Below are 12,977 nucleotides of genomic sequence, written 5' to 3' on the forward strand. Positions count from 1 at the left end.
TCCCCTCCATTCTCCCAGACATGGAGCCGGTCTCGGCGCATCGATCTAAGCTGTGCATATGACCGATCCCGCAGTCCGCTCCATCCCCTTCACCGACGCCGACGGCAACGAGAAGACCCTCGACGACCTCGGTGCCGACGTGGTTCTCGTGGTCAACGTGGCGTCGAAATGCGGCCTGACCCCGCAGTACGAGCAGCTCGAGGAACTGCAGCGCCTGTACGGCGATCGCGGCTTCAGCGTCGTGGGGTTCCCGTGCAACCAGTTCTTCGGGCAGGAGCCGGGGTCGGTCGACAGCATTCTCGAGTTCTGCTCCACCACCTACGGCGTGACGTTCCCGATCAACGACAAGGTGAAGGTCAACGGCAAGAACGCCACCGAGCTCTACAAGACGCTCAAAGAGACGCCGGATGCCGGTGGCAAGGCCGGCCGCGTCGAGTGGAACTTCGAGAAGTTCCTCGTGCTCCCCGACGGAGAGGTGGTGCGGTTCCGCCCGAAGCAGAAGCCGAACGACCCCGAGATCGTCGGCGCGATCGAAGCCGCGCTGACCCGCTAGACCTCCGGGCGCTGCTTGCGGCTGGATGGAGTCTGCGCATGGATGACGAGCACACACTGCCCGGCGGCAATGCGAGCGGCATCGTCACGCGCGTCGGCGACACCGTCCGCAAGCAGTGGACCTCTTCCACGCCGAGCGTCCATGCCTTCATGTCGCATCTGCGCCAACGAGGTGTCGAGGTTCCGGCCCCTCTCGGGAGAGACGAGCGCGGACGCCAGCGCATCGAGTTCGTCCGCGGGTCGCTCGCGATCGACACCGGTCCGCTGAGCGCGGACGGGTTGCATCGCGTCGGCGCGATGGTTCGGGCCATACACGACGCGAGCGAGACCTTCACCCCTCCCTCTGGCGCGCGCTGGGATAGCGCCATCACTGCTCCGGACTCTCAGATCGTGTGCCACAACGATCTCGCGCCGTGGAATCTCGTCATCGGAGACCGATGGGTCTTCATCGATTGGGATGCCGCGGCACCGAGCACACGGCTGTGGGACCTCGCCTACGCGGCTCAGACCTTCACGCTCTCGGTCCTCGAAGCCGCGCCGGAGGATGCCGCTGACGGCCTCCGCGCATTCGTCGACGGCTACGGCGCCTCTGCCGAGTTCAGGACACGACTGCCCCTGATGATGCACCGACGCGCCGCGGCGATGCTCGAGCTGCTGACCACCGCGCATTCGCACGGCCGCGAGCCGTGGTCATCCATGTTCGCGGATGGCCACGGCTCCCACTGGGCTGCGGTCGTCGACTACGTCGGCACGAACCAGCAGACCTGGCTCGACGCACTGACCGCGCCTCGGGCCACCTCGACCTGCGACGGGGCCCGACCGTTAGACGAGGCCTGACCGTTAGACGGCCGTGGCCTCCGGCTCGGTCTCGCCGCGCTTGGCCCAGAGGTCACGCAGCACGTTCTCGAAAGCGGCCGGCGGCTGGGCTCCGCTGATGCCGTACTGGCCGTCGATCACGAAGAACGGGACGCCCTGGATTCCATAGGCCTGTGCCTGCGCCTGGTCCTGGCGGACATCCGAGAGGTGACGGCCCGACACAAGGGCCTCACGGGTGTCGTCGGGGTTGAGCCCGACCTCGACGGCGAGCTCGACCAGGTCGTCGATACGGCCGACATGCTTGCCCTCGGTGAAGTAGGCCGACATCAGGCGCTCCTCCATCTCGTGCTGAACGCCCTCGGCCTTGGCGAAGTGCAGCAGTTCGTGCGCCTTGACGGTGTTGGTGTGCTGGAGCAGATCGAACCGGTACTGCAGACCCGCCTTCTCAGCGACTCCTGTCACGTTCGCGAGCATCTGCTGGACCTGATCGCGCGGCATGCCCTTGTGACCTGCGAGGAAGTCGACCTCGTCGCCGTCGAAGTCGACGGGGGTGTCGGGCGAGAGCTCGAACGAGTGGAAGGTGATGTTCACCTGCGGAGCGTCGTCATCTCCGGCGACGGCTTCCAGTCCCTTCTCGAGGTTGCGCTTGCCGATGTAGCACCAGGGGCAGGCGATGTCGGACCAGATGTCGATCGAGATGGCTTCAGTCACACTCACATCCAACCGCATCCTCGTCTCCACTATTCCGTCACGCCCGCCGCGCCGCCTGAGCGCACCCCGCCCCCTGAGCGAGCGAAGCGAGACGAAGGGCGCCCCGCCCCGCCCCCTGAGCGCACCCCGCCCCCTGAGCGAGCGAAGCGAGACGAAGGGCGCCCCGCCCCGCCCCCTGAGCGCACCCCGCCCCCTGAGCGAGCGAAGCGAGAGGAAGGGCGCATCACACGCCCTGTCGAGCCTGTGGAGAGGACTCCCCCCGATGCCGGAAACTCGCTAACGTCCTCGAATGCCGTTCGTCTACATCCTCCAGTGCCGCGATGGGAGCTTCTACACCGGGAGCACGCTCGACCTCGAACGGCGTCTCGCAGAGCATCAGTTCGGCGAGGGGTGCGACTACACGCGCCGCCGTCGCCCTGTCGAGCTCGTGTGGAGTTCGGAGTTCGCGCGTATCGACGATGCCTATGGGTGGGAGCGGCGAATACACGGGTGGACACGAGCCAAGAAGCGCCTCCTCATCGAGGGGCGCTACGACGAGCTTTCAGGGTGGAGCCGACGCCACCGCGACGGGGCGAGCGCAGATTGACGCCCTTCGTCTCGTCGCTGCGCTCCTCGCTCAGGGGACGACCTCCCCGCACCCTGAGCGAGCGCACCTCCCCCGCACCCTGAGCGAGCGCACCTCCCCCGCACCCTGAGCGAGCGCAGCGAGACGAAGGGCGCGGACATGACGCCCTTCGTCTCATCGCTGCGCTCTTCGCTCAGGGGACGACCTCCCCCGCCCCCTGAGTGAGCGCACCTCCCCCGCACCCTGAGCGAGCGGAGCGAGACGAAGGGCGCAGATTGACGCCCTTCGTCTCGTCGCTGGGCTCCTCGCTCAGGGGACGACCTCCCCCGCACCCTGAGCGAGCGCAGCGAGACGAAGGGCACAGGCCGCGGATAGGATTCTCGGATGCTGTCCGCTGACGACCCGCTTCCGCTCCGCCCCGAGCGCGTGCTGATCGCCGGTGTCACCGGGTCGGGAAAGACGACGCTCGCTCGACGCGTGGCCCGGTTGTGGGATCTGCGCCACGTCGAGATCGACGCTCTGTTCCACGGGGAGAACTGGACGCCGCGTCCGACGTTCATCGACGATGTGCGCGCCTTCGCCGCAGAAGACCGCTGGGTCACCGAATGGCAGTACACGAGCAAGGGCACCGACGAGATCCTCGCCCCGCGGGCACAGATCGTGATCTGGCTCGACTATCCGTACCGCATCGCGCGGAGACGCCTGCTGGCCCGCACGCTGAGGCGGCGGCTGCTCCGCACGCCGCTCTGGAACGGCAACGTCGAACCGGCGCTGTGGGAACGCGATGGATGGACCGGCGAGAACGACATCCTGCGGTGGCAGAAGAACACGCGCACCAAATGGTCAGAGCGCATGCCTCGCATCGAAGCGACGCATCCGCATCTGGATGTGGTTCGCCTCGATCATCCTCGCGCTCTCGAGGCCTGGCTGAGCCATGTCGAGCGGGCGCCGGCATCATGAGGTCTCGGATGCTGTCCGCCGACGACCCGCTTCCGCTCCGCCCCGATCGAGTGCTGATCGCCGGTGTCACGGGGTCGGGAAAGACCACGCTCGCGGCCCGACTCTCGACGCTCTGGAGCATCGATCTCCATGAGATGGACGCCCTGTATCACGGGGAGAACTGGACGCCGCGTCCGACGTTCATCGACGATGTGCGGGCCTTCGCCGCAGAAGACCGCTGGGTCACCGAATGGCAGTACACGAGCAAGGGCACCGACGAGATCCTCACGCCGCGCGCGCAACTGGTGGTCTGGCTCGACTACCCCTGGCCGATCGTTCGCGCGCGCTTGCTGCGTCGCACGCTGAGCCGAAGCCTGCTGCGCACCGAGATTTACAACGGCAACGTCGAGAAGCCTGTCTGGCAGGTGCTCTCGACCCGTGACCCTGCACGGAGCATCCTGGCCTGGCAGACCAAGACCCGCCGGTTCTGGGCGACCCAGATGCCGCTGAAACGGGAGCGCTTCCCTCACCTCACGATCGTGAGGCTGAGGCACCCCCGCGAGACCGAGCGGTGGCTGCGCGCTCAGGCTGCCCTTCGTCTCGCGGCGCGGCCCCTGAGCGAGGAGCGCAGCGCCGAGACGAAGCGAGCTCAGGATGCGGAGGGAGTGTCGATCGCCCCGCCGAAGCGCCGGTCGCGCGACAGGTAGATCTCGATCGCACGCCACAGCTCCTCGCGCGAGAAGTCCGGCCAGAGCGTGTCGAGGAACACCATCTCGGCGTAGGCGGCCTGCCACAGCAGGAAGTTCGAGGTGCGCTGCTCCCCCGAACTCCGCAGGAAGAGATCGACGTCGGGCATGTCCGGAACATAGAGGTTGCGACGGATCATCTTCTCGCTGATCGCGTTCGGCTTGACCCGACCGGCAGCGACATCCGCGGCGATCGACCGCATCGCGTCGACGAGCTCGACACGTCCCCCGTAGTTCACGCACATCGTGAGCGTGAGCACGTCATTGTCACGGGTGAGCTGCTCGGCGTACTGCAGCTCCTTGATGACGCTGCCCCACAGCCGCGGCTTGCGGCCGGCCCAACGCACGCGCACGCCCCACTCGTTGAGCTGGTCGCGACGGCGATGGAGCACGTCGCGGTTGTACCCCATGAGGAAGCGCACCTCCTCGGGAGAGCGCGCCCAGTTCTCGGTCGAGAACGCGTACACCGAGAGGTGCTTCACACCGGCTTGGATGGCGCCGGCGACGACGTCGAGCAGCACCTCCTCTCCCGCCTTGTGCCCTTCGACACGGCTGAGTCCGCGGCGATTCGCCCAGCGTCCGTTCCCGTCCATGACGATCGCCACATGCTCGGGGACCGCACGGAAGGCGGGCGGCTGCACGCCTGTCCAGTCCAGCGGGCGGTATGCCACGGCATCCTTGTGCGTGTACGGTTTGGGACTCACCGTGCTCCTTCTCGGGGGTGGTCGGCGACGAGGTGCGCGAGCGAGCGGATGCCGCGCTCCAGATGCCACTGGGCGTAGGCGGCGACGAGACCGGATGCGGCCGCGTTGTCGACGTGCGGCGCGGCATCGATCACGTCCCACTCCCCGGCCATCAGGGAGCGCAGCAGTGACAGCGTCCGCTCGGCCACCTTCGGGCTGCCCGCCGGTGCGCAGTTCGGGCATACCGCTCCGCCCAGCTGACCGACGAAGTGCTGGTGCGGACCGGGCGCCGCGCACCGCGCGCAGTCGCCGAGCGACGGCGCCCAGCCCGACAGCGCCATGACCCGCAGCAGGTAGGAATCCAGGATGCTGCGCGGCGAATGCTCTCCGCGCGACAGCGCCCGCAAGCCGCCCACCAGCAGCAGGTACTGCTCGGGGGTGGCCTCGGAGTCGCTCAGTCGATCGGCGGTCTCGACCATCGCGTTCGCCGACGTGAACCGGTCGTAGTGGGCCGCGATGTCCGATCCGTACGACCCGAGAGACTCGGCCTGCTGCACGATGTCGAGCGTGCGCCCCTGATAGAGCTGCACGTCGGCGACCATGAACGGCTCGAGACGCGAGCCGAACTTCGACGAGGTACGACGCACCCCCTTGGCCACGGCCCGGATCTTGCCGTGCCGCCGCGAGAGCATCGTGACGATGCGATCGGCCTCACCCAGTTTGTGGGTGCGCAGGATCACCGCTTCGTCTCGGTAGGTGGGCACCTTTCGATTATCCTCCGTGCGGGAGAATGGAGGGGTGACCGAACCGCTCTTCATCATTCCGCTCTGGGCGGACCTGCTCGGCGTCGGACTCGGAGGTGTACAGGGCGCGCTCTTCGCCTCGGGATTCCAGGGCCAGCGGCGCCTCGACTGGCTGGGCGTCGCCATCATCGGGATCATGATCGGCATGGGCGGCGGACTCATCCGCGACATCCTGCTCGGGCAGACTCCTGCGACGCTGCAGAACAACTGGTATCTGATCACCGCCACGGGCGCCGCACTGCTGGGGATGCTGCTGGCAGGGCTCTTCACGCGCCTCAACCGGGTGATCGTCGTGCTCGATGCCGTCGTCATCGGCATGTTCGGGGCGTTCGGCACGAGCAAGGCCATCGCCTTCGGCATCCCGCCCGTGCCCGCCGTGTTCATCGGGGTGTGCGCGGCGGTCGGCGGCAGCGTGCTGCGCGACATGCTCATGGGCCTCCCGACGGCGATCATGCACGTCGGCTCGCTCTACGCCGTGGCCGCCGGCGCCGGCTGCACGTTCATCGTCGTCTCGAACGCCTTCGGGGTGCCGATTCCACTCGCGGCGATCCTGGGGATCGTCGTGACCGCGGTGATCCGCATCCTGGCCGTGAGCTTCGACGTCTCACTCCCCGAGCAGCGCCGCATCTACCGCCGCAAGGTCGCGGCCGAGACCGGCGTGATCCCGATCATCAAGCCCAGCATCGACCTGTAGGCGCCCTTCGTCTCGTCGCTCCGCTCCTCGCTCAGGGAGCGGGACCGCGCTCCGCTCGCTCAGGGAGCGGGACCGCGCAGCGCCCTTCGTCTCGTCGCTCCGCTCCTCGCTCAGGGAGCGGGACCGCACAACGCCCTTCGTCTCGTCGCTCCTCGCTCAGGGAGCGGGACCGCGCTCCGCTCGCTCAGGGAGCGGGACCGCGCAGCGCCCTTCGTCTCGTCGCTCCGCTCCTCGCTCAGGGAGCGGGGCACAATGCCGCACCCTGAGCGAGCGGAGCGAGACGAAGGGCGCACCGGTCAGACGGCCGCGAGCTCCTGCTGACGCGTGCGGATCGAACGGTTCACGCCCGACACGATCGCCTTCAGCGACGCGGTCGAGATGTCGCCGTCGATGCCGACGCCCCACAGACGCTGGTCGCCGACCTGCAGCTCGACGTAGGCCGCGGCCTGTGCGTCGCCACCGGCGCTGAGAGCGTGCTCGACGTAGTCGTAGAGCGTGATGTCGAAGCCCTGGCCGCGAAGCACCTCGATGAACGCCGCGATGGGTCCGTTGCCGTTGCCGGCGACGGCGACCTGCTGGTCGTCATCGCGCAGCGTCACATCGAGCACGACGTCGCCCGACATGTCGCTGCGCGTCTGCGTCGCGAGCAGCTCGAAGCGTCCCCATTTGGCGGACTCGTCGGCGGCAGGCAGGTACTCGTCGTTGAAGATCGACCAGATCTGCTCGCTCGTCACCTCGCCACCCTCGGCGTCGGTCTTCGTCTGGACCACGCCCGAGAACTCGATCTGCAGCTTGCGGGGCAGGTCGATCGCGTGGTCGGCCTTCAGCAGGTAGGCGACCCCGCCCTTGCCGGACTGGGAGTTGACGCGGATGACGGCCTCGTACGAACGTCCGAGATCCTTCGGGTCGACCGGCAGGTAGGGCACTGCCCACTCGATGTCGTCGACCGTCACGCCCTCGGCGTCGGCGCGCGCCGCCATGGCCTCGAAGCCCTTCTTGATCGCGTCCTGGTGCGATCCGCTGAAAGCGGTGAAGACGAGGTCACCGGCCCAGGGGCTGCGCTCCGGCACGGGCAGCTGGTTGCAGTACTCGACCGTGCGCTTGACCTGGTCGATGTCGCTGAAGTCGATCTGCGGGTCGATGCCCTGCGTGAACAGGTTGATGCCCAATGCGACGATGTCGACGTTGCCGGTGCGCTCCCCGTTTCCGAACAGGCATCCCTCGATGCGGTCGGCGCCCGCCATGTAGCCGAGCTCCGCGGCCGCGATCGCGGTGCCGCGGTCGTTGTGCGGGTGCAGCGAGAGGATGACGTTCTCACGGTGCGCGAGGTGACGGCTCATCCACTCGATCGAGTCGGCGTAGACGTTGGGAGACGCCATCTCGACCGTGGCGGGGAGGTTGATGATGACCTTGCGGTCGGGAGTCGGCTCGAAGACCTCGATCACCTGGTTGCAGATGTCGACGGCGAACTCGAGCTCGGTGCCCGTGTAGCTCTCGGGCGAATACTCGTAGTACACCTTCGTGTCGGGGATGGTCTTCTCGAACTCGCGGCACAGGCGTGCACCTTCGAGGGCGATGTCGATGATGCCCTGCTTGTCGGTGCGGAACACGACCTCGCGCTGCAGCACGCTCGTGGAGTTGTACAGGTGCACGATCGCCTGCTTCGCGCCGGCGATCGACTCGTAGGTGCGGGCGATCAGGTGCTCGCGGGCCTGGGTCAGCACCTGGATCGTGACGTCGTCGGGGATCAGGTTCTCTTCGATGAGCTGACGCACGAAGTCGAAGTCGGTCTGGCTCGCCGAGGGGAAGCCGACCTCGATCTCCTTGTAGCCCATGCTGACGAGCAGCTCGAACATGACGCGCTTGCGCTCGGGCGACATCGGGTCGATGAGGGCCTGGTTGCCGTCGCGGAGATCGACGGCGCACCAGCGCGGGGCCTCAGTGATACGGGCGTCGGGCCAGGTGCGGTCCGCCAGGTCGACGGTGATCTGCTCGTTGTACGGCCGGTACTTGTGGATCGGCATCGCGGACGGGCGCTGAGTGTTCTGCATGATGGGGCTTCTTCTCTTCGTCGGGTATGTGAACGGGCCAACACAAGCGCCGCGACGAGGAAGGCCCTAGCTTCAGGACTCGTCGCGGCAGCTAAGAAGAAGCAGACCGCCGAAAGGCATGCGGCCATGCTAGCAGGATCGCCGTGATTCTCCGGAGCGCCCGCGAGACGATGCGGCCGGCGACGACACTGACAGGTATGAGCACATCGCGCAGACGCATGCTTCTCGCCGCAGCAGTCCTCTCGGGCATCATCGGCCTCGCCGCCTGTTCCGCCGCGCCCGGGTCGTCTCCGGCTCCGACCAGCTCCGGACCGCCCGCCTGGGTCGCAGGCGATGTGACACCCCCGGAGGGACGTGTGATCGGCACCGGCATGGTGCTCGACGCCGCGGGAGACGTGGAACTGTGCCTCGGCGCGGTCGCCGAGTCGTACCCGCCGCAATGCTCGGGCGTTCCGGTGGACGGGTGGACGTGGGACGGAATCGACGGCAACGACACCAGTGGTGACGCCACCTGGGGCATGTACGCGGCCTACGGCACGTATGACGGTCATCGCTACACGATCACCGACCCGCCCATCATGCTGGCGCTCTACGACTCGGTGGCCCCTGTCGATCCGGCCAACGGCGTCGAGGGGACGACGTCCGCTGCCGACCTCGCCCGGGTGCAGGACGAGCTCTCGACCACGCTCGGGACCGACGCACTCAGCGTCTGGACGGAGCGGGGGTACGTCTGGGTCCAGGTCGTCTGGGACGACGGATCCCTGCAGGATGCCGTCGACGACGCCTACGGCGACGACGTCGTGCTCGTCACCTCGGCGCTGCGCGAGATCGACTAGCGCGCCGGGATCAGGGCGAGCTTGCCGCCGGGGTGCCCCTCGGTGAGCAGGGCGAGCGCCGCGGGTGCCTCGTCGAGAGGGAAGGTGCGGGCGAGCGGTACGACGAGTTCACCGTTCTGCGCCAGCCTCACCAGCTCGCCGCGGATGTCGTCGCGGAACCGCGCACTCGCAGGCATCGACCCGGCGATCGCGAGGATGCCGTCCGCCTCGGCCCTCCCCATGGCGGCGATCGTGACGATGCGCGCACGGTCGGCGACGAGTTCGAGGGACACGTCGACGGCCTCGGCGGTGCCGACCGCGTCGAGGGCTGCGGCGACAGCTGCACCCTCGGAGGCAGCGCGCACCCGATCCGCGAGTCCCGGTCCGTAGGCGACGGGCGTGCCGCCGAAGTGCCGCACGACATCGAATCGACTCGTGCCGGCCGTGCCGATGACCCGGATGCCCCGCAGCGCCGCCTGCTGCAGCACGCTGACGCCGACGGCGCCCGATGCCCCGTGCAGCAGCACGGTCTCGCCGGGGGCCGCTCCCGTGACCGCGAGCATCTCGGCCGCCGTGGTGCCCGCGAGCAGCAGGTTCGCGGCCTCGGGGTGGCTGAGGGGAGTCGGTTTCGCGAACGCCTTCTCGGCGGGGATGGTGAGTGCCGTGGCGTACCCGCCGCTCACGCGGAAGGCGATCACCTCGTCGCCGATCTCGGCCGGTCCGGATCCGATCGTCGTGTCGGGACCGATCGCGCTGATCACGCCCGACACCTCGTAGCCGATCGCCACCGGCAGCTCGACTCCCGGCCGAGGGCCGGCGACGTGTTTGGCATCCGCGGGATTCACACCCGCGGCGTGGACCTCGATGGTGACCTCTCCGACACCGGGTCGGGGTACCTCGTACTCGACGAAGTCCCACTCCTCGGGCGCACTCCACGATGAGGCGACCCAGTGCATCGCCATCAGAAGCCCAGCCGTCCGAGCTGCTTCGGGTCGCGCTGCCATTCCTTGGCGACCTTGACGTGCAGGCCCAGGAACACCCGGGTGCCGAGGAGGTCCTCGATGCCGGCGCGGGCACGACGGCCGACGTCGGCCAGCCTCTTGCCCTTGTGGCCGATGATGATCGCCTTCTGACTGTCGCGCTCGACGACGATCGATGCGTGCACATCGGTCAGATCCGTGCCCTCGCGCGGGGCGATGTCGTCGATCACGACGGCGATGGAGTGCGGCAGCTCGTCGCGTACACCGTCGAGCGCCGCCTCGCGGATCATCTCGGCGATGCGATCCTCTTCCGACTCGTCGGTCGTGACACCCTCCTCGTAGAGCGCGGGGCCGACCGGCATCAGCGAGAGCACCTCGTCGGCGAGCACCTCGAGCTGATCGTTCGTGAGAGCGGAGATCGGGATGACTGCATCCCAGTCCCCGCGGAGAGCATCGACCTCCAGCAGACGCTCGGTGATGTCATCGCGGCCTGCCGCATCGGTCTTCGTGACGATCGCGATCTTCTTGGCGCGGCGGTATCCGTCGAGCGATGCCGCGATGCGGCGGTCGCCGGGGCCGACCTTCTCGGTCGCGGGCACGCAGAATCCGATCACGTCGACGTCGCCGAGCACCTGCTCGACGAGATCGTTCAGACGCTCGCCCAGAAGGGTGCGCGGCTTGTGGATGCCGGGGGTGTCGACGATGACGAGCTGCCCGTCCGGGCGGTTCACGATCCCGCGGATCGCGCGTCGGGTCGTCTGGGGCTTCTCGCTCGTGATCGCGATCTTCTCGCCCACCAGCGCGTTCGTGAGAGTGGACTTGCCCACGTTGGGTCGCCCCACGAAGGTCACGAACCCGCTTCGCGTCTGCTCAGTCATCGTGTGCGTCTCTCTCTTCTGCGGCATCTGCCGCATCGTATGCCGAGCGTTCCACGAACACCGTCGCGATGCCACGGCCACGCCCTCGCGAGGCGCCGCCCGTGAGGGTCAATCCTTCGACGGTCACCGTGGATCCCGGTTGCGGAACCTGGCCCAGCGTCTTGCCGAGCAGGCCGCCGATCGAGTCCACATCCTCGTCCTCGAGCTCGAGACCGAAGAGGTCTCCGACATCCTCCAGCGACAGCCGGGCGCTGACCCGGTACCGTCCGTCGCCCAGCTCGACGACTTCGGCCGACACCTGATCGTACTCGTCGGAGATCTCGCCGACGAGTTCCTCGATGAGGTCCTCGAGGGTGACCAGACCCGAGATTCCGCCGTGCTCGTCGATCACGAGGCACACGTGCACCGCGTCGCGCTTCATCTGCTGCAGCAGCGTCTCGGCGCGCATCGACTCGGGGACGAAGGTCGCCGGGCGGGAGATCGGCCGGATCGATGCCGCCCGCCATGCGTTCTCGTCGCGGAAGGCGAACTGCACCAGATCCTTGAGGTAGAGCACACCCACCACGTCATCGGCGTCGTCGTCGACGACCGGCATGCGCGAGACGCCGCGCTGCAGGAACAGCGTCATCGCCTCGCTGGTCGTGGCGGTCGCGTCGACGGTCACCATCTCGGTCCGGGGCACCATCACGGCGCGCACGAACTGGTCGGTGAAGTCGAACACCGAGTGGATGAGGTCGCGGTCGTCGGCCTCGATCAGGTCGTTGGACGCGGCCTCGTCGACCATGCTCAGCAGCTGCTCCTCCGAGGTGAACGAGCTGCGGCCACGTCCGGGGGTGACCCTGTTGCCGAGGACGACGAGCCCCTGAGCGAGCGGGCCGAGAATGATGCGCAGAGCGCGGACCACCGGGGCGTTGGCGCGCAGCATCCCCTCGGCGTGGTGTCGACCGAACGATCGGGGGCTCGCCCCGACCAGCACGAAGCTGATGCCGGTCATCAGCACCGCCGCGGCGAGCATCGCCCACCAGATGTTGTCGAACAGGATGCTGAAGGCGACCGTGACGAGCACGGCGGCCGCCGTCTCGGTCAGCACGCGGATGAACGCGACGGAGTTGACGTGCGCGTCGGGGTCAGCCGCGATGCGCGTGAGCTGAGGGGCGTTGCGTCCCTCAGCGCCCATCTCCTCGATGTCCGACCGGGAGGTGACGCCGAACGCCGCGTCGATCGCGGCCATCAGACCGCCGAACGCGACCAGCAGGACGGCCGCGGCGAGCAGGAAGGCGGCGGTCATCGGCGACGTTCGGACGCCGCGAAGCCCTGGATCAGCTCCTTCTGCAGTCCGAACATCTCGCGCTCGTCATCGGGTTCGGCATGATCGAATCCGAGCAGGTGCAGCAGCCCGTGCGTGGTCAGCAGGATCAGCTCGTCCATCAGAGCATGGCCCGCGGCCTGCGCCTGCGTCTCGGCGACCTGGGGGCACAGCACGATGTCGCCGAGCAGCCCGGGCGCCGTCGGGCGATCCTCGGTGCCGGGGCGCAGCTCGTCCATCGGGAAGCTGAGCACATCGGTAGGGCCCGGCTCATCCATCCACTGGACGTGGAGCGCCTCCATGGCGGCCTCATCGACGAGGACGATCGCCACCTCGGCGTCGGGGCTCACGTGCAGCTGGGCGAGGTTGAAGTCCGTCAGCCGCTGCAGCACGGTCTCGTCGACGTCGATGGCCGACTCGTTGTTGATCTCGATCATG

The 12,977-nt window shown here is 68.0% G+C and carries 15 protein-coding genes; 7 read left to right on the forward strand and 8 right to left on the reverse strand.

Features of this window, described 5'->3' with window-relative positions; genetic code table 11:
- Window positions 1-58 precede the first annotated feature (58 nt).
- Window positions 59-553 (forward strand): glutathione peroxidase, encoded by a 495-nt coding sequence (locus tag DXT68_RS09655; protein WP_045254584.1) that lies wholly within the window; start codon window positions 59-61, stop codon window positions 551-553.
- Between the two features lie 38 nt (window positions 554-591).
- A complete protein-coding gene (locus tag DXT68_RS09660) occupies window positions 592-1,389 on the forward strand; it encodes a phosphotransferase enzyme family protein (RefSeq protein WP_045254585.1) in 798 nt (265 codons plus the stop codon).
- A gap of 3 nt (window positions 1,390-1,392) precedes the next feature.
- Here the strand turns inward: DXT68_RS09660 and DXT68_RS09665 are convergent, their stop codons facing one another.
- Complete coding sequence (locus DXT68_RS09665) at window positions 1,393-2,079, reverse strand: DsbA family oxidoreductase (protein ID WP_045254586.1); 687 nt, start codon at window positions 2,077-2,079, stop codon at window positions 1,393-1,395.
- 289 nt (window positions 2,080-2,368) lie between these two features.
- On the opposite strand from DXT68_RS09665, the gene DXT68_RS09670 reads away from it, so the two are divergent.
- The 3 genes from DXT68_RS09670 to DXT68_RS09680 all read left to right on the forward strand — a co-directional run bounded on the left by DXT68_RS09670 (window position 2,369) and on the right by DXT68_RS09680 (window position 4,290).
- Window positions 2,369-2,665, forward strand: coding sequence for a GIY-YIG nuclease family protein (locus DXT68_RS09670; protein WP_045254587.1), 297 nt, complete (start codon window positions 2,369-2,371; stop codon window positions 2,663-2,665).
- 363 nt (window positions 2,666-3,028) lie between these two features.
- Window positions 3,029-3,604 carry a P-loop NTPase family protein gene (locus DXT68_RS09675; protein WP_045254588.1) on the forward strand — a complete coding sequence of 192 codons (576 nt, stop codon included), beginning with the start codon at window positions 3,029-3,031 and terminating at the stop codon, window positions 3,602-3,604.
- An 8-nt stretch (window positions 3,605-3,612) separates the two neighbouring features.
- Window positions 3,613-4,290, forward strand: coding sequence for a P-loop NTPase family protein (locus tag DXT68_RS09680; RefSeq protein WP_082068962.1), 678 nt, complete (start codon window positions 3,613-3,615; stop codon window positions 4,288-4,290).
- Here the strand turns inward: DXT68_RS09680 and DXT68_RS09685 are convergent.
- Window positions 4,233-5,033 carry an isoprenyl transferase gene (locus DXT68_RS09685; protein ID WP_045254589.1) on the reverse strand — a complete coding sequence of 267 codons (801 nt, stop codon included), beginning with the start codon at window positions 5,031-5,033 and terminating at the stop codon, window positions 4,233-4,235. The genes DXT68_RS09680 and DXT68_RS09685 overlap by 58 nt on opposite strands.
- A complete protein-coding gene (gene recO, locus DXT68_RS09690; protein ID WP_045254590.1) occupies window positions 5,030-5,776 on the reverse strand; it encodes a DNA repair protein RecO in 747 nt (248 codons plus the stop codon). Before recO ends, DXT68_RS09685 begins: the two co-directional genes overlap by 4 nt.
- Window positions 5,777-5,810: 34 nt before the next feature.
- Between recO and DXT68_RS09695 the strand changes: the two genes are divergently transcribed.
- Entirely contained in the window at window positions 5,811-6,509 is a 699-nt protein-coding gene (locus DXT68_RS09695) for a trimeric intracellular cation channel family protein (RefSeq protein WP_045254591.1), read from the forward strand.
- Window positions 6,510-6,805: 296 nt separating this feature from the next.
- Here DXT68_RS09695 and leuA read toward each other — a convergent pair whose 3' ends face one another.
- Complete coding sequence (gene leuA, locus DXT68_RS09700) at window positions 6,806-8,560, reverse strand: 2-isopropylmalate synthase (RefSeq protein WP_045254592.1); 1,755 nt, start codon at window positions 8,558-8,560, stop codon at window positions 6,806-6,808.
- A gap of 197 nt (window positions 8,561-8,757) precedes the next feature.
- Here leuA and DXT68_RS09705 point away from each other — a divergent pair, with 197 nt between their 5' ends.
- Window positions 8,758-9,396, forward strand: coding sequence for a hypothetical protein (locus tag DXT68_RS09705; protein WP_244268201.1), 639 nt, complete (start codon window positions 8,758-8,760; stop codon window positions 9,394-9,396).
- Here DXT68_RS09705 and DXT68_RS09710 read toward each other — a convergent pair.
- Genes DXT68_RS09710 through ybeY form a run of 4 tightly spaced genes read right to left on the reverse strand, consistent with a single transcriptional unit; the run spans window position 9,393 to window position 12,976 of the window.
- Window positions 9,393-10,337 (reverse strand): NADP-dependent oxidoreductase, encoded by a 945-nt coding sequence (locus DXT68_RS09710; protein ID WP_045254593.1) that lies wholly within the window; start codon window positions 10,335-10,337, stop codon window positions 9,393-9,395. The genes DXT68_RS09705 and DXT68_RS09710 overlap by 4 nt on opposite strands.
- On the reverse strand, window positions 10,337-11,233 hold the full coding sequence (gene era, locus DXT68_RS09715; RefSeq protein ID WP_045254676.1) for a GTPase Era: 897 nt from the start codon (window positions 11,231-11,233) through the stop codon (window positions 10,337-10,339). The genes DXT68_RS09710 and era overlap by 1 nt, the downstream gene beginning before the upstream one ends.
- Window positions 11,226-12,521, reverse strand: coding sequence for a hemolysin family protein (locus DXT68_RS09720; RefSeq protein WP_045254594.1), 1,296 nt, complete (start codon window positions 12,519-12,521; stop codon window positions 11,226-11,228). Before DXT68_RS09720 ends, era begins: the two co-directional genes overlap by 8 nt.
- The gene (gene ybeY / locus DXT68_RS09725; RefSeq protein WP_045254595.1) at window positions 12,518-12,976 is read right to left on the reverse strand and encodes an rRNA maturation RNase YbeY; all 459 of its coding nucleotides are present in this window, start codon (window positions 12,974-12,976) and stop codon (window positions 12,518-12,520) included. Before ybeY ends, DXT68_RS09720 begins: the two co-directional genes overlap by 4 nt.
- Window position 12,977: the final 1 nt, after the last annotated feature.

The organism is Microbacterium foliorum, from assembly GCF_003367705.1.
GTDB lineage: Bacteria > Actinomycetota > Actinomycetes > Actinomycetales > Microbacteriaceae > Microbacterium > Microbacterium foliorum.